Below are 18,885 nucleotides of genomic sequence, written 5' to 3'. Positions count from 1 at the left end.
ATACCAATTATATATAACAAAAACTACCAAATTATTTTTATTGGATAAGAACTTATCATTTTATCATCGGTCACGATGGCAAGCTGGTTTTCTATCGCTTGACAGATAAGCATCCGATCAAACGGGTCTTTATGGATTTTGGGTAGAGATTGCAAACGATAATTATCCACCTCTGTAAAATCTAGTATCTCAATACCAAATGAATGCTTGGCGTGAGCAATCAAATCCTCTGGTGGAATATGCAATTCTAATTTACCAGAAGTATATTTCTGACATATTTCCCAAATTGATATGCTACTAAGTAGCAAGCTATACTCTTCATCAGCCAGCATTTCCATAACTGATTCAGGAATTTTATTTTCAGCGTAATTAAGCCAAATAAAACAATGAGTATCAAGCAACAAATCCATTAACAAATACTTTCAAGGTTTATCCGCATCGTTGCTATTGATTGGAGCGTCATACCATAAAGCTAACTCCTCCTCTGACATCGGCTCAAAAAACTCTGGCGGGACATGAACCTTGCCCTTTAATAAACCAAACTGTCTTTTTGATTTTTTCTTTTTTTCAATTTTTTTGAACTCGGCAACCGGCACATTGCGGCGGCAAATCTGTACACTCTCCCCTTGCTCAACAAGATTGATCAGATGAGAAAGCTGAGCTTTGGCTTCATGTATATTAACTGATATGGTCATAATAACCCATTCTAAACCAACTAGTTAGTCATGTCAAGAATATCCATATTACAGCTATAATATAGTAAATTGCCTTTATTTTGTGGAGAAACTCAACCACTAACAACTCAAAGTTGATAGATTGGTTAAGAGCAATAAAAGGCAATTTACTAAGGAAATAAGCCTTATAGCTGATGCTTATTACCACCTGAGATTGCCGCGGCAGGAATACCATCTATCCTATCCGCCGGAACTCCCCCTGGCACATCTCCTGTAATTTTATAAGGAGAGTTACTATAGCCGCTACCTTCTTGACCTACTGCCGTCCCAGTAGACTGCTCCTGCCCTTTATTCCCTGCAATACGTCCTACAACCTCATCAAGTAATTCTTGTCGGTCCATACCAAGCCTTAGCGAACTATTTTTAACGTCTTTTATGATGTCCTGTACATGCATCTCCTTAGCCTGTTTTTCAAGCTGACTCACATTATGCTCATCTAACTTAAAGCTCGTAACCACACGATATTCATCAGCTAAAGGGTGATCTTTAACTTCTATCACCAAATTTGTATTACTTCCAGTTTTTATCTGTCCAAGCCTATCACGCATATCTGAACTATGGATATTTTTTACTCTATAACTCTTACTAATGACAGCAGAAAATTCTGCTATTATAGTACCATTGTACTTTTCTTCCTTAAAACTACTATCCACCCCAGTAATTGCTTGCAGCGCGCGCTTTGCCCTGTCCTCTAGTGATAATGGCTCTGCCATAAGTTACCTCCCTGTAATGAATTTAGTCATATGTAATTCTCAGCATTTAACAGTATAAATTAACAAAAATCAATTAATTTGTTTTCCTTTTCCCTTTTGCCTTTTGCGCTTGTAATATCAATTACATTATTTGCTGGCTTTTCAGATTCTAATTCTTTTTTCTTTTCAAGTTGTTCTACAACCTTAGCAATAAAATCTCCCTCTTCTAAACCAAGTCCAGCAGAATGTTGCTTAACAATAGCCGCCGTCTCTGTCACAAGCATTTCTGTTACTTGCCCCTTTAATTGCTGTATGGCATTATCATTAAAAGGAAGTCTGGCTCTCACGGTAGAACCTCTACCATTATCTGAGACTCTTATTTCTACCTCTCCATTACCAATGCCATCTTTAGCAACATGATTAATTCTACCTACTAGCATACTAGCCACATGATTACTTCCCACAGAAGAGGATCCTGTTATATGACCTATCCCTGCAATTCGTTTTAACGAGTGTGTAACTTTTGGTGGTTTTTCATCATACGGGTTAGTCGTAGAAACTGCTGTAATTAGCCTCTCTACCTCCCTTATTCTATCTTGATGCTCCATCTACCGCTCCTTATATTCATTCAAGGCGTTATCACAAAATCAACGAATAACCGGTTATATAAAACCATAAAACATAAATTAATAAAAATCAACTAATACGCCGAATAATTTCCTATCACATACTCTTCTACAATATCCTGAAATTCCTCAGCTATTTTGTTACCACGCAGGGTTTTTATCTTCTTGCCATCCACAAATACAGGAGCGGCTGGTTGTTCACCGGTTCCGGGCAGGCTAATACCAATATTAGCGTGTTTGCTCTCACCCGGTCCATTTACGATACAGCCCATCACCGCCACATTCATATTTTCCACGCCTTTATATTTTTCTTTCCATAGCGGCATTTGCGCGCGCAGATAATTTTGTATCTTATCAGCTAATTCCTGAAACACCGTGCTGGTAGTGCGCCCACAACCCGGACAAGCGGTAACTTGTGGGGTAAATGCCCGCAGTCCCATAGTCTGTAATATTTCCTGCGCGACACGGACTTCCCGCGCTCTATCACCATTTGGCTCTGGTGTTAGGGAAATACGTATAGTATCACCAATGCCTTCCTGAAGCAAAACGGCAAGAGCGGCGGTTGAGGCGACTATTCCCTTACTACCCATACCAGCCTCAGTGAGCCCTAAATGCAGAGCATAATCACAGCGAGTGGCGAGATCTCTATATAATCCTATTAAATCCTGCACCCTACTAACTTTGCATGAAAGTATTATATTTTCCGAATTAAGCCCGATTTCCTCCGCTCTCTTGGCACTAGTGATGGCTGAACGAATTAGAGCCTCTCTTGCTACCTCATCGGCTTCTTTTGGATTTTCGCTCTTCGCGTTCTCATCCATGACAAAAGCTAACATTTGCTGGTCAAGACTTCCCCAATTCACTCCGATACGGATTGGTTTTTTATATGTAGCCGCCGCCTCTACCATCTGCGAGAATTGCGCGTCCTGTTTATCGGCAAAGCCAACATTACCCGGATTAATGCGGTATTTAGCAAGAGATTTCGCCATATCGGGGAAATTTTTAAGTAATGTATGACCGTTATAGTGAAAATCACCAACTAGCGGTACATTTATTCCTGCTTTATCTAGCTGTTCTTTGACTATTGGAATTGATTTCGCCGCTGCCTCATTATTTACTGTAAGACGTACTATCTCAGAGCCCGCCATCGCTAAATCACGTACCTGCGTCACTGTCTTATCTATATCCGCTGTATCGGTATTGGTCATGGATTGCACCACTACTGGAGCGTCACCACCAACAGCGACCCCACCTACCATAACTTGCTTACTGAATCTACGCTTACTTATCACACAAAACTCCAGAAATTAATTTTGTTCATACAATTCCATGACAGAAGCATTCATATTATTTTGTGGTAGAAATTGGTAATATTTTACCAAATCATCCTCAATTTTATAATAGCAAGGTGGATATATAGTCGGCTCAAGCGCGCACGGCATATTAAGCAACGAATCCGCCCTACTCTCATCGCTGTAATAAGCCATAGCGGGTGGAGTATCTACAATTGATATATTTGTCGTACTAGGTCTAAACATGAAATACCACGTCATATATGAAACCACCACCAATATAAAACCTCCCCAAATGATAAGCAGAGATGGGCTTTTTTCCTCACTGAAAACTTTTGGAAAAAATAGGCTACGACTAGGCATTTTACGCTCAACCAAATCAAAGCGCCTTAATATCTCATCTTTATCAAGATGAAGAAAAACCGCGTAAGCTTGCAGATAACCTTTAACATAAGCGGCACCCGGTAACTCCTCAAGATTGCCTTCCTCAAGAGCCTTAAGATAATGCGCGCGTATATATAGCTCCTCTGAAGCCGCACGCAGAGAAACCCGTAAATCCTCACGAGCGTTCTTCAATGTCTGCCCAATTTCACTTTGGTAAGATGATGACATAGAAACTGTTTAATAATCCAAGTTTGTAATTATAATATTTTTTATTTTCAATAATACATTGAAAATAATTTTAACACTCACTTCCGTCTTCGCTCTAAAGGGCTATGACGAGACAAGTCGCAGCGAGAAACCATCACTTTCGGTAGTGGTTACTACAGTAGTTTCTAATTATAGAAATTATAAACTGCTATACTGTTTTACCGCTGTAATCAGATAATTCACGGATAGATCCTTACTATCAATCCGCCAATTACCGCTAAGTGGATTAAAGACCATACCAGCCATATCTCTTACCGCAAGTTGATTTTTTTCCAAATCGGCATAAAGTTCGCTAGGACGAATAAACTTAGACCATGTATGGGTTCCAACCGGTAGCATCCTTAATATATACTCAGCGGCGACTATAGCCAAAGCGTATGATTTTACCGTCCGATTAATAGTTGAGCAGATGATAATACCATCTTTTTTTAGTAAAGCAGAACATGATTTTATGAATAGCGGGACATCCGCTACATGCTCCAATATTTCCAGCGCTAGAATCACATCAAATTTTTCATCTGTGCCTACCAGCTCCTCAGCCGTGAGATTACGGTAATCTATCTCAAGACCCATTTTTTGAGCATGCACGCTAGCGACCGATATGTTTTTCGCTGAAGCGTCAATAGCTGTCACGGCAGCGCCAAGCCTTGTCATTGGCTCAGCTATAAGCCCACCACCACAACCAATATCTAGAAGACTAATCTCGGATAATGGCTTAAAAGAATCATCATTGATTGATTTATTTTTATCACGATATTTCAGTATAATATCCCTAATATATTCTATCCTTACCGGATTTATTTTATGTAGTGGTGCGAATTTCCCGCTTACATCCCACCATTCATCGGCGATACGAGAGAAGTTATCAACCTCCGCTGTATCTACTGTACTACCGGCAATATTATTAATATTTTTTTCTTTTGTCATATATGAATAGATTTATTAATTAAAATATATTATTATGGCGTGTGTGGATTACGACAATGTATAATTCAGGATGAGCAAATAATGTCTGATCAAGAACAAAAAGTAAGATCCAGTAGTAACAAATATCTGGAAAATATTCAGACCTCAATGAAAAAAGAATTATCGGATAGTAATTTTATTCATGGATTAAAAAAAATAAAAAACCGCCTTAAGATATTTTTCTCTAATTTTTCTAAACTTGGCAATATCACAAAATCTAATTATGAACTTGGCAGAAAATATTACGCACAAGAAAATTTTGCTGACGCTATATTAAGGTTCAGGATTGTCACATTGATTAATAAAAATCACTATATGGCGTGGTACTATCTGGCGGAAAGCTACCTGAAGATTGGAAAGAAAAAACAATCTATAGACGCTATTAAAAAAACCTTATCAATAAAACCAGACCTTAAAGAGGGTAAAGAGCTGGTGGCGAGAATAAGGAGCGAGCAACAGCAAGCTCAAACTGCAAATCAATAGATGAAAAAAATACCGGAAGAAGAGTGTATTATACGTCAGATTGACGAGAGCTATTCCAGTATACTTACTAACATTCATAAAAAATGTTTCCCCAGATATTTGGAGCGTGAGGCTTTTACTGATTTTTTCTCGGTAAAAAATACTTTTGCTTTTATAGCCATCGACAGTACAAAGAAAGATATGACAGACGCGGCAATAGCCATGATCGTTTATCGTACAATGTTTGAGCAGGCGGAAATACTTACTATCGGTACTATTCCTGATTATCAAGGACAAGGTATAGCAAAAATTTTGCTGCGAAAGGCCGTTGATAACTGTAAGCAAGAAGGAGCCAAAAGGTTATTACTTGAAGTTGAGGTTGGTAATGAGGTCGCTATAAAATTATATAAAGATAACGGATTCGTACAAATAGATCGCCGTAAGCTTTATTACCGACAAATTGATGGCACCTATACCGACGCTCTTGTAATGTTGAAAAAATTATATTAACTGTTAGCTCTTTCATGATTTCGTAATGAGTTTATAAAGTCGGTTATGGCACTTATAGTACAAAAATTTGGTGGAACTTCAGTTGGTGATATACAGCGCATCCGTAATGCGGCAACCAAAGTAAAGAAAGAACTGGATCTAGGCAATCAAGTAGCAGTTGTGGTGTCCGCAATGTCTGGTGTTACCAACCAACTAGTGGGATATGTCAAAGAGATTTCTGAGCTTAACACGACGCAGGCATGGGAGGAGCATGATCATATAGTATCATCCGGTGAGCAAGTAACAAGTGGTCTACTGGCGTTGTGCCTAAATGAAATGGGAATTCCCGCCCGCTCTTACACTGGCTGGCAAATTCCTCTTAGAACCGACACTACTCATGGTAAAGCCAGAATCAAAGATATTGACGCTAAGGTGATGCTGGACAAAATAGCCGAAGGCAAAGTAATCGTTATCGCTGGTTTTCAAGGAATAAATGAGCATGGGAGAATCTCAACGCTCGGACGTGGCGGCTCTGATACATCAGCAGTAGCCCTTGCCGCCGCCCTTAAAGCTGATCGTTGTGATATATATACTGACGTGGAAGGTGTTTATACCACCGATCCAAGAATAGTACCCTCCGCTCGCAAACTTAAAAAAATCACTTATGAGGAGATGCTGGAGCTAGCCTCACTTGGTGCGAAAGTTTTACAATCTCGTTCGGTTGAAATGGCGATGAATCATGAGGTCACCGTACAGGTACTTAGCAGCTTCAGCGATAAGGAAGGAACATTACTGGTTAAAGAGGAGGATATTTTGGAACAAAAACGCATAACAGGGATCGCTTACTCACGTGATGACGCGAGGATTTCCCTTACCGATGTAGCGAACATACCAGGTATGTCAGCGACATTATTTGGCTCGTTGGCGAAAGAGGAAATAAATGTTGACATGATCGTACAAAACGTAACCGAAGGTGGCAGAGCGACTGATATAACTTTTACCGTTCCCAAAGCTGATCTTGAGAAAGCGACCAATGTAGTAAAAAACCTGCATGAAAAGCTCAAATTTAAGTCTCTACATACTGATAGTAATGTAGCAAAGGTATCAGCGGTGGGTGTTGGTATGCGTAGCCATACTGGTATCGCTCGCACCATGTTTGAGGCTTTAGCGGAGAAAAATATCAATATCTCGGTCATCTCAACATCGGAAATAAAAATCAGTGTGTTGATAGCTGATGAGTATACCGAGCTTGCCGTACGCGCTCTCCACTCCGCTTTTGAGTTGGAGAAGGAATAATGAGTGCAGAACTAGAAGGTAAACTTATGAATTCGTCTACTCCTAAATCACAACTCAGCGCTCAACACTCACAACTCAACAATCTATGGAAACGTGGCACCGAGTTTCTTGGCACGCATTACGCTATTATGGGTGGGGCTATGTCTTGGGTTTCAGAACGCAACTTAGTATCTGCTTTGTCTAACTCTGGCGCATTCGGGGTTATCGCTTGTGGCTCTATGCCACCGGAGCTACTGGAAACAGAGATTATTGAGACAAAAAAACTTACAAACAAGCCATTTGGCGTGAATCTTATAGTAATGCATCCGCAGTTGGCACAATTAGTAGAGGTTTGTAAAAGGCAACAAGTATCGCATGTGGTGCTAGCGGGTGGTATTCCAAGCGGGGAAACAATCAAGACAATAAAAGAATATGGTGGCAAAGTTATCGGCTTCGCGCCATCAGCTATTATCGGACGTAAACTTATGCGTAGCGGGGTTGACGCTTTGGTGATTGAAGGTTCAGAGGCTGGCGGACATATTGGCCCTGTCTCAACCTCAGTACTCGCACAAGAAATACTTCCAGCGATTACAGATGTTCCGGTTTTTGTCGCCGGTGGCATTGGACGTGGCGAGATGATAACCGGTTATCTGGAAATGGGAGCAAGCGGTGTCCAGCTTGGAACTAGGTTTGTCTGTGCCGCTGAATCCATCGCTCATACTAAATTCAAGGAGATGTTTATCAGGGCACAGGCACGTGACGCTACCTCATCAGTACAGATAGATCCTGATTTTCCGGTGATACCAGTGCGTGCGCTAGCTAACAAGGCAACCGATGATTTTATCCGCTGCCAGCATGAGGTAATAAAACAGTTCAGAGATGGTGAGCTTGATAAAAAAGAAGCGCAGCTTAAAATTGAACATTTCTGGGCTGGCGCGCTTAGAAAAGCTGTTATTGATGGTGACATAGAAAATGGCTCAGTAATGGCAGGGCAAAGTGTTGGCATGGTAAAAAATATTCAGCCAATGCAAGAGGTAATAGACGAGCTGATAGCACAGGCGGAGAGCCATCTTTCTACAAATAATATTATGTAATTAACAATATTTTTATTGCGCTGCAATATGCAATTGCGGCATTGCAGCAACAAATAATCTTTCATTGAATTGTGTTTTAAGTTAGACTGTCTTTTTGCACTAAGGCGGGAGGATTTTATGAGTGGTAAAATAGCCAAGTTGCCACTGGCACCTCTATCAATATTACGTCAGATTCGTGATGTTATATCACTTAATGATAGCGCACAGAAGCGTCTTGACCGAACAGTTGAAATCATAGCTGAAGGTTTCGCGTCACAAGTATGCTCGGTTTACCTACTTAGGGCTGGTGACATAATGGAGCTATTCGCCAGTAAAGGTCTTAATAAAAAGTCCGTACATTCTACAAAGTTAAATATGGATCAAGGTATAATCGGGATGGTCGCAGCGAACGCTGAACCGGTAAATATTTCGGATATAACCTCTCACCCGAAATATGAGTATTTTCCAGAAACAGGAGAGGAAATATACAACGCCTTTATGGCTGTCCCTATATTTAGAGATAGCAAGGTTATTGGTGTTGTTACCCTACAACGTATAGAAAAAAAAGAGTATAACAATGAACAGATAGAGTTGTTACAAACTGTTTCTATGGTTCTTTCCGAACTAGCCATATCTGGCAATTTAATAAATATATATGAGATAAATAACGCTACTGGAGGTCTTTCATCGCAACAAATAAGTGGCATATCATTATGTGGTGGAGTTGTAAAGGGAAGCGCTGTTTTACATCAAACACAAATAGATATAAAGCAGCACATAGCCGCTGACATAATATCTGAAAAGAAACGTTTTTATGAAGCGATGGAGGACTTAAAAGCTTCTTTCAAGAACTACTTAAAAAAATTGGTTGTTAATAATAATAAACATAATGAGCTTATAGAGTCATATATGCTATTTACTAGAAACCATGACTGGCTAGATAGAATAAATAACGCTATAAAATCAGGACTCACCGCAGAAGCGGCTATTAGAAAAACTCAGAACGAGCTACAGGTAATTATCAAGAAATCCTTTGACCCTCATATCAACGAGCGTATTTATGCTCTGGATGAGTTATCGGATAACCTTCTACGAAATTTACTATGTAAATCATTCAGCCCTATTAACAAAGACCTCCCTGAGTCCTTTATTTTGGTAGCTAGAGACATAAGCGCCGCGGAACTACTTAGCTATGACCACTCCAGACTTAAAGGTATTGTAATAGAAAAAGAGGCCTCAAACTCACATGCTACCACTATAGCTCGCTTCATGAGTATCCCGGTTATAATAAAAGCGCAAAAAGCGACTTCCCTTATTAGAAATGGCGACATGCTAATAGTAGATGCTGACAGAGCTGATATATACGTACGACCGAGCGAGGATATAGAAGCGATAATGGATAAAAATATCGCTATCTTATCTAAAAAAGAATCAGAATATGAATCATTACGAAATGTTGAGGCGATAAGTAAAGATGGTGTTAGGATATCCCTTAATATCAACAGTGGACTAATGATAAATCAGGAAATAATAAATCATGAGGGAGTTGATGGAATAGGATTATACAGAACTGAACTACCATACATAACATCAAGCAGTTTTCCTGATGAGCAAACACAAGTGAATATTTATTCAAGCATATATAAAAATGTCGGTGATAAACGGGTTATATTGCGTAGCTTTGATATTGGTGGTGATAAGAGCACACCGTATCTACACTCAGAAAAAGAGGAAAATCCCGCAATGGGGTGGCGCGCGACAAGAATAGGTCTAGATAGACCTGGTATATTCAGAACACAATTTAGGGCGATGCTAAGTGCCGCTTCTGAAAAAAATCTTCACATAATGCTGCCGTTTATCGCGCAAATAAGTGAGTTTGAACAAATAAAAAATATACTGAAAAATGAAATAAATAATTTTGAGATAACTGGAAAAAAACTTCCACGCTCAATTAAAACCGGTGTTATGATAGAGATACCTTCTCTTCTATGGCAACTTGATGAGTTGATGGAAAAAGCTGATTTTATATCTATAGGCAGCAACGATCTGTTTCAGTTTATGTTTGCCTGTGATCGTAATTCTACGCATATGACAAATTATTACGACAATCTTTCACCTACCAATTTACGGGTTATAAAACAGATAGTAGAAAAGGCTGATGAGCACAAAAAAGAGGTGATATTTTGCGGTGAGATGGCACAAAAACCTATAGAGGCGCTGGTATTAATAGCCTGCGGAATAAGAAGCATATCAGCTCCTGAAAGAAATATAGGAATGTTAAAGGCAATGATAACCAGCCTGTCGGTAAAAGAAGTGTCTGACTATGTATCATATATCGAAAGAAGTAACAAAAAAAATATCCGTTCCTATCTATCAAATTATACGAAAGATAGGAAAATAGTCTTGTAAAACAATCAATTAAATAAAAAATTACTTGCAAAACACCCAGTATTTTTTCACTTTACGTAATAATTAATTACTGTTATAAATTGCGTCCCTTAGAAAAAACTTGAAATCATCAAAAGGAAGATATGTCTACAAAAATCAGATTGTCACGAGGCGGCAGCAAAAAACGTCCTTACTACCATATAATAGTCACTAATTCACGGAGTGCGCGTGATAGTAATTTTATAGAAAAAATAGGAAGTTACAATCCGTTATTAGATAATGACAATCCGAAGAGGATTGTTATAAATGATGAGCGCGCGAAATATTGGTTGTCAGTTGGCGCTGGTCTTTCCGACCGTGTGCACCTATTCTTCAATAAAGCCGGTCTTGTAGACACTAAACCAGCCTTCAAACCTTTGCGTAAAGCCAAGAAAGATAAAGGTGGCGAAGAAGAGGCTGCGGCTTAGTCTTTTCCTTGATGAGGGGTAACAACCTGAACAACCTAATTAAAGTAGCGGCTATAGTTGCGGCACATGGTATTAGAGGACATGTTAAAATCTTCTCTTTTATAGAAAATCACAGTTTTTTTCTTACTAGCAAAACATTACTAGATTCAAGTGGCAATAAAGAATTCAAGATTGAATTCATATCACAAGTGAAAAACAGCCTTATAGTGAGCGTAAATGGTATAAATAACCGTAATCAAGCTGAATTACTTAAGGGAACTGAGCTATTTGCGCTTGTTGATGAGTTTCCTGATACTGAAGAAGGAGAGTTTTATTATCGGGATCTTATTGGTCTTAAGGTGCTTCTTACCAACAATCAAGAATTTGGTATCATAAAAAATATGAGCGATTATGGAGCTGGCGATATAGCGGAGATAGAGACAACTTCTGGCGAGATTGAAGTTATGCCGTTTGACAAAAAATGGGTAAAAGAAATAAATGCCGAAAAAGGCTATATAATAATAGAAAAACCAGAATATATATAGGTCACAGCCAAAGGAATACTCGGCATAATTAAAAAAGTGTGATGCTAGAATCTGCATAATTGCTTTATAAAACAATGCGATATACTGTATTTTTAAAAAAGGATTATAAAAGTGTCTAAAAACGCTGTGTAAAATGCGGTTTGAGCAGCATAAAAAGCAATGGCAAATTGCGTGGTCGTAAACGGTATCGTTGCAACTTGTGCTTACATCAATGGGTTGATAAGCGCGGCAAAAAAACCGACTATAAGCGTTACTATTTAGACTGGCTGCACAAACGCCGAACACTAGCAGAAATTGCTAGCATTCTTGATATTTCCATCCCCAAGCTCACCAAGGAATTTGATGCTCTTGAGTGGGCAGAAGGATTAATTTTTCCTGCCTCAAAAGAAGCGATTAACCTGCTCATGGATGCGTCTTTCTTCGGCAGAGAATATGGCTATTTCTGTGCGCATGATGGCAGCAGAATCATTTATTACCAAGAGATCAAAACCGAATCAGTGAAGCATTTGCGTGAAGCTTTGCATGAGCTTGTGCAGGCAGGATATTGCTTCAAATCAGTGACCATTGATGGGCGCAAAGGGTTTTATGAAAACATCAGAAAAACACTTGGTGGAGTACCAATTCAAATGTGTATTTTCCATCAAAAAGCGATTGTAAGGCGATATACTGGAAATAATCCAAAGCTCCGTCCTGCAAAGGATTTGAAGGAGTTGATGGAAAAATTATGCAATACCGAACCAGAAGATTTTGTGGCTCAATTTTACGCTCTGGCAGAGCAGCACAAAGGATTCCTGAATGCCAAAAAGGGTGGAAGATTTACGCACGGAAGGACGCGTTCTGCATATAATTCCGTGCAAGAAAATCTGCACAGGCTATTTACATACAAGGAATTTCCAGAACAGAATATTCCGCCAACAACCAACCATCTAGAAGGCTTCTTCTCTCACCTCAAGGAAAGAATAAATATCCACCGTGGGTTGAAACTCCATAGAAAGAAAAAAGCTATAAAAGCTTTCCTCAATTCTTTCTAAAAAGCATCACACTTTTTTAATTATGCCGAATACTCAAGTCACCATCCTCTGGACAGGCTTACTTAACCCCCATCCCCTCAAATGTAGGCTGTGGCTTCGCAGCACATAAAAAGGGACTAGTCTTCCTCAATATATTGCTTTTCCATCTTTTCATGACGTTCTTGTGCCTCTACGGTCATGGTTGCTATTGGGCGAGCTTCTAGACGCTTAATACCGATAGGCTCTCCGGTTTCCTCACAATAACCATAGCTTCCATCCTCTATCCGACGCAAAGCTGAATCAATCTTTCCAATGAGCTTTAGGTAACGGTTACGGGTATGCAACTCAACACCCGCTTCTGTCTCTAGGGAAGCACGATCGGATAAATCGGCTTCATGCCAATTCTCTTCCTTTAGATTATCAATAGTTTCCTGCGATTCTTCTATTAGTTCTTGTCGCCAAGCCATCAGCTTACTACGAAAATACTCAAGCTGCTTTTTATTCATGTACTCTTCTTTTTCAGAAGGCTTATATTCAGTGGCATTTTTTGTTGTCATCTAACCCTGCTCCCAGTAAACATTGTCTATATAACTATTTATAGCTATTAACAAATATATAAACATACCATATAATAACTACTTCAGCTCTCAAACGCCAGAAATTCTAGCAATTTAAGGAGTGCGGCTGTATAGCAAAAAACAGCTATAAAGGCAATATCTTAATTTTGTCACTTGTTGTTATTTGTGCTATAGTTCGGCTAAGTTATTAATTACAGACAATTTTTATAAATACACTTACTTTAGATAAAATTATGAAAATATCGTGCGTAAGAAGAATTGAGTTTGACGCGGCTCACAGGATTATGAATCATGAAAGCAAATGCAAATATTTGCATGGTCATCGCTACGCCATAGAAGCCACTTTTTGCGCTGACGACCTTGATGATCTAGGGAGGATCGTAGATTTTTCCATAATAAAAGAAAAGCTTGGCAAGTGGCTAGATGATAATTGGGATCACGCTACCATACTTTACGAGAAAGACCAACAGCTTGGAAAAGCTATAAGCGGTGTCACCGAACAAAAAATATTTTACTTACAAAACAATCCAACAGCGGAAAATATGGCTTCGTATCTGATAGGTGAGATATGCCCACAGTTATTTTCTGGATTAGGAATATGCTGTACGCATATAAGGCTATATGAGACTCCAAATTGCTCAGTGGAAGTTACAATAACCTGAACTAATTTAACCTGAGCTATGGTCAAGATATTCCTAATCCATTGTTATTACATGTATTTATAATTGGGCAAGAAACACGACCAGTAGGTCGTGTGGGTCTTCAGCTATACCTCATGATATTTTCAACAGAAAATCTCGGAGGCGAATATAAAACTTCGTCTAAGGATATAGTAGCACTGATTTCCAGCCCTCGGCAACGTGAGTAAAAAGCCTACGCTCATGCAAACGGAAATCTCCCTGCTGCCATATTTCTATCTTATCTGGTACAACTCTAAATCCCGACCAAAAATCAGGGCGCGGAACACCCCTTCCCTCAAATTCCGCCATTCTTTCTGATATATTTTGTAGTAAATCAACTTTTTCCTCAAGAACTTGTGATTGCTTTGAAGCCCAAGCACCTATTTGGCTATCACGATGACGGGTAGCGAAGTACTCATCCGCTTCTGTCGCTGCTACCTCTTCTATTTTTCCCTCAACCCTAACTTGCCTTTCTAAAAGCATCCAATATAAACATAAAGCGGCTTTTGGATTTTCTTTAAGCTCACTCGCCTTTCTGCTACCAAGATTAGTATAAAAAACAAACCCACGCTCATCCAGTCCTTTAAGCAGAACCATTCTCACCGATGGAATACCATCTTTAGTAGATGTAGCTAGCGACATAGCTGTCGGCTCGGTTATCCGTGATTCGTTCTTCGCTTCCTCAAGCCACTTGAGTGTTATCTCTATCGGGTTTTGTGACAAGTTTTCCATAATTCGTACTCGGAAATATAATATGTAATGAATGGTGGTAGCTAACTATAAACCATGTACTAGATAACACCAGAAATAAATTTGTCTCTTTTTAACAAATAATTTAACTTATTTTTTTATAGATTATTTATCCATCTAAGTTATAAAGACTTGATTATAATTTTTAATTTATTGAGATAGTTATGCAAAAAACCAAGCGCCCACTCTCTCCACATCTATCCATATATAAAAAGCAAATAACATCCGTTCTCTCTATCCTGCATCGTATTACTGGTGTTGTTTTGTATGGTGGAATGCTGCTTATAGTGATAACTCTTGGAGTCATCGTATATTGTCCTGAGAATTATGGAGGGCTACATGGGTTGATTGTTACACCATTTGGTAAGGCGTTCATAATATCTTGGGCATTTGCTTTTTATTATCATTTTTTCAATGGTATTCGCCATTTATTTTGGGATATGGGATACGGTTTTGAGGTATCATCAGTAAATAGAAGCGGTTGGCTGGTTCTGTTATTTACTATAGCCGCTACCGCTATTAGCTGGGCTGTGGCTTGTAATAATACCGCATTGTTATAATGGAAATATATTATGAATAGTAAAAAAGAATCTGATCTTAGAAGCAACTTAGCTAGGGTGCGTGGTCTTGGCTCAGCAAAGCACGGGGTGAGTCATTGGTGGCTACAAAGACTTACAGCTATCGCCTTAATTCCACTTGGATTGTGGTTGGTATCGTCAATTATTTCAGTCATGCTATCACCTGACGTGCTTACGGTGGCTCACTGGTTTTCCTCGCCATTTAACGCTTTATTTATGGCGCTGTTTATTATCGCTATGTTTTTTCACGCCAAACTTGGGATGCAAGTCATAATAGAAGATTATGTGAAATGCTCATGTATGAGATACGGCATGCTTATCGCTAACAGTTTTTTCTGTCTGGGTGGTACTGCGTTCTGTTTGATCGCTATACTTAAAATCCATTTTCTTAATATACCTGCTTCTTAAGATAATGTTCCTAAATAAATATTGAATAATATATTGATAAAATAAAGAGTATTTTTATGAGTTCAGCATATAAGATTATTGACCATTTTCATGACGTAGTTGTCGTTGGCGCTGGTGGTGCTGGTTTGCGGGCAACGTTTGGTATGGCAGCGGCTGGGCTTGACACCGCTTGCGTCACTAAGGTTTTTCCAACACGTAGCCACACTGTAGCGGCGCAAGGTGGTATATCAGCGGCTCTTGGTAATATGGGAGAGGATGACTGGCGCTGGCATATGTATGATACGATCAAAGGCTCTGATTGGCTGGGAGATCAGGATGCTATTGAGTATATGTGTAAGAACGCAGCTGAGGCAGTAATTGAACTAGAACATTATGGTGTTCCTTTCTCACGTACCGCTGATGGAAAAATCTATCAGCGCCCTTTTGGTGGTATGACAACCGAATATGGAAAAGGTACGGCACAACGCACATGTGCGGCGGCGGATAGAACCGGACACGCTATCCTGCACACTCTTTACACGCAGGCTCTACGCCATAACGCTCAATTCTTTGTTGAGTATTTCGCTACTGACTTGCTGATGGATAGTGAAGGTGTGTGTCGCGGGGTTATCGCTTGGAATCTTGATGATGGGACAATCCATCGCTTTAACGCCCATATGACGGTTCTTGCCACCGGAGGCTATGGTCGTGCTTATTTCTCCTGCACTTCCGCTCATACCTGTACAGGTGATGGTGGTGGTATGGTAGCTCGCGCTGGTCTTCCACTTCAAGATATGGAGTTCGTTCAATTCCACCCAACCGGAATATATGGGGCGGGTTGCCTGATTACCGAAGGAGCACGTGGCGAAGGTGGTTATCTGGTAAATTCTGAGGGTGAGAGATTTATGGAGCGCTACGCGCCGTCAGCCAAAGACCTCGCGTCAAGGGATGTGGTATCACGGGCTATGACTATGGAAATAAGGGCTGGACGTGGTGTTGGCAAAGATAAAGATCATATTTATCTGCATCTGGATCATCTTGACCCTAAAGTTCTTCATGAGCGACTTCCGGGAATTTCTGATACGGCGAAGATTTTCTCCGGCGTTGATGTTACCAAACAACCAATTCCAGTTCTTCCAACTGTTCATTATAATATGGGCGGCATTCCAACCAATTATCACACAGAGGTAGTTACTCTTAAAGATGGTAATCCAGATAGCGTCGTGCAAGGCCTTATGGCGATTGGTGAGGCAGGATGTGTTTCGGTACATGGCGCGAATCGTCTTGGCTCTAACTCTCTGTTAGATCTAGTAGTGTTTGGTAGAGCGGCGGCAAAAAGAGCGGCGGAGCTTATAAAGCCTAACTCGGCGCATAAACCTGTTGAAAATAGCGCTACTGAAAAAGCTTTAGATAGGTTTGATAAAATAAGAAATTCTAACGGTAGCCGACCTACTTCTGAGATAAGGCGTGATATGCAGCGCAATATGCAGTCACACGCTTTAGTCTTCCGTGAGCATGATTTGCTTCATGAAGGGACGGAGAAAATGAATAATATCTGGCAAAGCTACGCTGATATTAAAATTTCTGACCGTTCACTGGTTTGGAATAGTGATCTGGTTGAGGCGTTTGAGCTTGATAATTTGCGTACACAAGCGCTCATTACCATTGCCAGCGCGCTTAATCGCACGGAAAGTCGGGGCGGGCACGCAAGAGAGGATTTCCCCAACCGTGACGATGAAAATTGGCTAAAACACACACTTACTTGGATAAATGATAAAGGAGATGTTTCTTTTGATTATCGTCCGGTACATCTAAATACTCTATCTAATGAGGTACAGCCAGTCCCACCCAAAGCACGAGTTTATTGATAAAGACAAGACTATTATACCTATTTTTACTTTACCTAATATAATCAACCAATTATATTTTAATAATATTGTATAATTTTAATATTATAGGTTTACCAGTTTGGAACAATCACATAAAAAAGTCGTGGTCATAGGAACAGGTCCTATGGGTTTGATGTGTGCCTACGAATTACTTAAAAAAGGACATCAAGTAATATTATGTGAACGTGACGATCGTATTGGGGGAATGACAGCGTCTTTTGATTTTGATGGCCTTCAGATAGAACGTTATTATCATTTCATATGTAGTGGAGATGCTCCTCTACTGTCTTTATTAAAAGAATTAAATATAGAACACGCTATAAGGTGGCGCGCTACTAAAATGGGGTTTTATTATAATGGCAAACTATATTCGTGGGGAGATCCTTTTTCTCTACTAAAATTTCCAAAACTGGATTTTATTTCTAAATGCCGGTACGCGCTACATGTCTTATATTGCAAGAATATAAAAAGCTGGGACTATTTAGATAAACAAAATGGTATAAAATGGCTTAAAAAATGGCTTGGAACGAAGACATATCACAAATTATGGGAAAGCTTGTTATATTTGAAATATTATGAGCTCACAGAAAATCTGTCAGCTGCTTGGATAGCTTCCCGTATACAAAGACTAGCGAAATCTAGGAAAAGTATATTTAGTGAGAATTTGGGTTTTCTTGAGGGGGGCAGCCAAACTCTGCTGGATGCTATGCGAAAAAAAATTGAGCAAATGGGCGGGGAAATTCACTTAAATCAGGCTGTAGAAAAAATAATTGTGGAAAATAATAAAGTTGTAGGTATTTCATCATCTGGCATGTCATTGGAATGTAATGATGTTATATCAACAATACCGTTACCATACGTACCAGATATGATTCCTGATTTGCCCAATAGTACATTAGAGAAAATAAAAAATATACAAAATATAGGCGTAGTTTGTGTAATATTAAAACTATCCAAGCCTATTAGCGATAATTTCTGGATCAATGTTAACGACCCTGAAATTTTAGTACCCGGTGTTATTGAATATAGTAATTTATATCCTATGGAAAATTCTATAGTATATTTCCCATATTATATGCCTAATGACAATGCCAAGCATAAACAAAGTAATGAGCGATTTGTTGAAGAAGTTATAAAATATTTAGAAAAAATACGTCCTGATTTTTCTAAGACATGGATATTATCATCGCACGTTTCTCGCTATCAATATGCTCAAACCGTATGTACACCAGATTTTTTTAGTATGTTGCCACCTATGAAAACTGACATAGAAGGTTTTTATATGGCCGATACATCATATTATTACCCTGAAGATCGTTCTATTTCCGAAAGTGTGCGTATCGGTAAAATTTTGGCTGGATTATTATAATATAT

22 protein-coding genes are annotated in these 18,885 nt (G+C 39.3%); 13 read left to right on the top strand and 9 right to left on the bottom strand.

Going from position 1 to position 18,885, the window contains the following annotated elements:
- Positions 1-23: 23 nt before the first annotated feature.
- From R3D71_02710 to ubiG, 7 genes are all read right to left on the bottom strand, one after another.
- Positions 24-410 (bottom strand): type II toxin-antitoxin system VapC family toxin, encoded by a 387-nt coding sequence (locus R3D71_02710; protein MEZ5690560.1) that lies wholly within the window; start codon positions 408-410, stop codon positions 24-26.
- A gap of 12 nt (positions 411-422) precedes the next feature.
- Positions 423-695 (bottom strand): type II toxin-antitoxin system prevent-host-death family antitoxin, encoded by a 273-nt coding sequence (locus R3D71_02705; GenBank protein MEZ5690559.1) that lies wholly within the window; start codon positions 693-695, stop codon positions 423-425.
- Between the two features lie 164 nt (positions 696-859).
- Complete coding sequence (locus tag R3D71_02700; GenBank protein ID MEZ5690558.1) at positions 860-1,447, bottom strand: hypothetical protein; 588 nt, start codon at positions 1,445-1,447, stop codon at positions 860-862.
- A gap of 59 nt (positions 1,448-1,506) precedes the next feature.
- The gene (locus R3D71_02695) at positions 1,507-2,034 is read right to left on the bottom strand and encodes a hypothetical protein (GenBank protein MEZ5690557.1); all 528 of its coding nucleotides are present in this window, start codon (positions 2,032-2,034) and stop codon (positions 1,507-1,509) included.
- 92 nt (positions 2,035-2,126) lie between these two features.
- A complete protein-coding gene (ispG, locus tag R3D71_02690) occupies positions 2,127-3,344 on the bottom strand; it encodes a flavodoxin-dependent (E)-4-hydroxy-3-methylbut-2-enyl-diphosphate synthase (GenBank protein ID MEZ5690556.1) in 1,218 nt (405 codons plus the stop codon).
- Between the two features lie 15 nt (positions 3,345-3,359).
- Complete coding sequence (locus R3D71_02685; protein ID MEZ5690555.1) at positions 3,360-3,956, bottom strand: helix-turn-helix domain-containing protein; 597 nt, start codon at positions 3,954-3,956, stop codon at positions 3,360-3,362.
- Between the two features lie 177 nt (positions 3,957-4,133).
- Entirely contained in the window at positions 4,134-4,922 is a 789-nt protein-coding gene (gene ubiG, locus R3D71_02680) for a bifunctional 2-polyprenyl-6-hydroxyphenol methylase/3-demethylubiquinol 3-O-methyltransferase UbiG (protein MEZ5690554.1), read from the bottom strand.
- 81 nt (positions 4,923-5,003) lie between these two features.
- Between ubiG and R3D71_02675 the strand changes: the two genes are divergently transcribed.
- The 8 genes from R3D71_02675 (at position 5,004) to R3D71_02640 (ending at position 12,670) form a co-directional block, all read left to right on the top strand.
- Positions 5,004-5,444 carry a hypothetical protein gene (locus R3D71_02675; protein MEZ5690553.1) on the top strand — a complete coding sequence of 147 codons (441 nt, stop codon included), beginning with the start codon at positions 5,004-5,006 and terminating at the stop codon, positions 5,442-5,444.
- Positions 5,445-5,933, top strand: coding sequence for a GNAT family N-acetyltransferase (locus R3D71_02670; GenBank protein ID MEZ5690552.1), 489 nt, complete (start codon positions 5,445-5,447; stop codon positions 5,931-5,933).
- A 45-nt stretch (positions 5,934-5,978) separates the two neighbouring features.
- Entirely contained in the window at positions 5,979-7,208 is a 1,230-nt protein-coding gene (locus R3D71_02665; protein MEZ5690551.1) for an aspartate kinase, read from the top strand.
- Between the two features lie 26 nt (positions 7,209-7,234).
- A complete protein-coding gene (locus tag R3D71_02660) occupies positions 7,235-8,281 on the top strand; it encodes a nitronate monooxygenase (protein MEZ5690550.1) in 1,047 nt (348 codons plus the stop codon).
- A 117-nt stretch (positions 8,282-8,398) separates the two neighbouring features.
- Positions 8,399-10,669: a phosphoenolpyruvate--protein phosphotransferase gene (gene ptsP / locus R3D71_02655; protein MEZ5690549.1), complete on the top strand. Its 2,271-nt coding sequence runs from the start codon at positions 8,399-8,401 to the stop codon at positions 10,667-10,669.
- Between the two features lie 122 nt (positions 10,670-10,791).
- Entirely contained in the window at positions 10,792-11,115 is a 324-nt protein-coding gene (gene rpsP, locus R3D71_02650) for a 30S ribosomal protein S16 (protein MEZ5690548.1), read from the top strand.
- Between the two features lie 11 nt (positions 11,116-11,126).
- Positions 11,127-11,639, top strand: a complete 513-nt coding sequence (gene rimM, locus R3D71_02645) for a ribosome maturation factor RimM (GenBank protein MEZ5690547.1) — start codon at positions 11,127-11,129, stop codon at positions 11,637-11,639.
- A gap of 140 nt (positions 11,640-11,779) precedes the next feature.
- Positions 11,780-12,670: a hypothetical protein gene (locus tag R3D71_02640; protein ID MEZ5690546.1), complete on the top strand. Its 891-nt coding sequence runs from the start codon at positions 11,780-11,782 to the stop codon at positions 12,668-12,670.
- Positions 12,671-12,786: 116 nt separating this feature from the next.
- Here the strand turns inward: R3D71_02640 and dksA are convergent, their stop codons facing one another.
- Positions 12,787-13,206 carry an RNA polymerase-binding protein DksA gene (gene dksA / locus R3D71_02635; protein ID MEZ5690545.1) on the bottom strand — a complete coding sequence of 140 codons (420 nt, stop codon included), beginning with the start codon at positions 13,204-13,206 and terminating at the stop codon, positions 12,787-12,789.
- 254 nt (positions 13,207-13,460) lie between these two features.
- Here dksA and R3D71_02630 point away from each other — a divergent pair, with 254 nt between their 5' ends.
- Positions 13,461-13,889, top strand: coding sequence for a 6-carboxytetrahydropterin synthase (locus R3D71_02630; GenBank protein ID MEZ5690544.1), 429 nt, complete (start codon positions 13,461-13,463; stop codon positions 13,887-13,889).
- 159 nt (positions 13,890-14,048) lie between these two features.
- Here the strand turns inward: R3D71_02630 and pdxH are convergent, their stop codons facing one another.
- A complete protein-coding gene (pdxH, locus tag R3D71_02625) occupies positions 14,049-14,639 on the bottom strand; it encodes a pyridoxamine 5'-phosphate oxidase (GenBank protein MEZ5690543.1) in 591 nt (196 codons plus the stop codon).
- Between the two features lie 182 nt (positions 14,640-14,821).
- On the opposite strand from pdxH, the gene sdhC reads away from it, so the two are divergent.
- The 4 genes from sdhC to R3D71_02605 all read left to right on the top strand — a co-directional run bounded on the left by sdhC (position 14,822) and on the right by R3D71_02605 (position 18,880).
- Positions 14,822-15,217, top strand: a complete 396-nt coding sequence (gene sdhC, locus R3D71_02620) for a succinate dehydrogenase, cytochrome b556 subunit (GenBank protein MEZ5690542.1) — start codon at positions 14,822-14,824, stop codon at positions 15,215-15,217.
- A gap of 12 nt (positions 15,218-15,229) precedes the next feature.
- A complete protein-coding gene (sdhD, locus tag R3D71_02615) occupies positions 15,230-15,643 on the top strand; it encodes a succinate dehydrogenase, hydrophobic membrane anchor protein (GenBank protein ID MEZ5690541.1) in 414 nt (137 codons plus the stop codon).
- 56 nt (positions 15,644-15,699) lie between these two features.
- A complete protein-coding gene (gene sdhA, locus R3D71_02610; protein MEZ5690540.1) occupies positions 15,700-17,490 on the top strand; it encodes a succinate dehydrogenase flavoprotein subunit in 1,791 nt (596 codons plus the stop codon).
- Between the two features lie 100 nt (positions 17,491-17,590).
- Positions 17,591-18,880 carry an NAD(P)/FAD-dependent oxidoreductase gene (locus tag R3D71_02605; GenBank protein MEZ5690539.1) on the top strand — a complete coding sequence of 430 codons (1,290 nt, stop codon included), beginning with the start codon at positions 17,591-17,593 and terminating at the stop codon, positions 18,878-18,880.
- Positions 18,881-18,885: the final 5 nt, after the last annotated feature.

Source organism: Rickettsiales bacterium, assembly GCA_041396965.1.
Classification (GTDB): Bacteria; Pseudomonadota; Alphaproteobacteria; order Rickettsiales; family SXRF01; genus SXRF01.
This window is presented reverse-complemented; position numbering and strand designations above follow the sequence as displayed.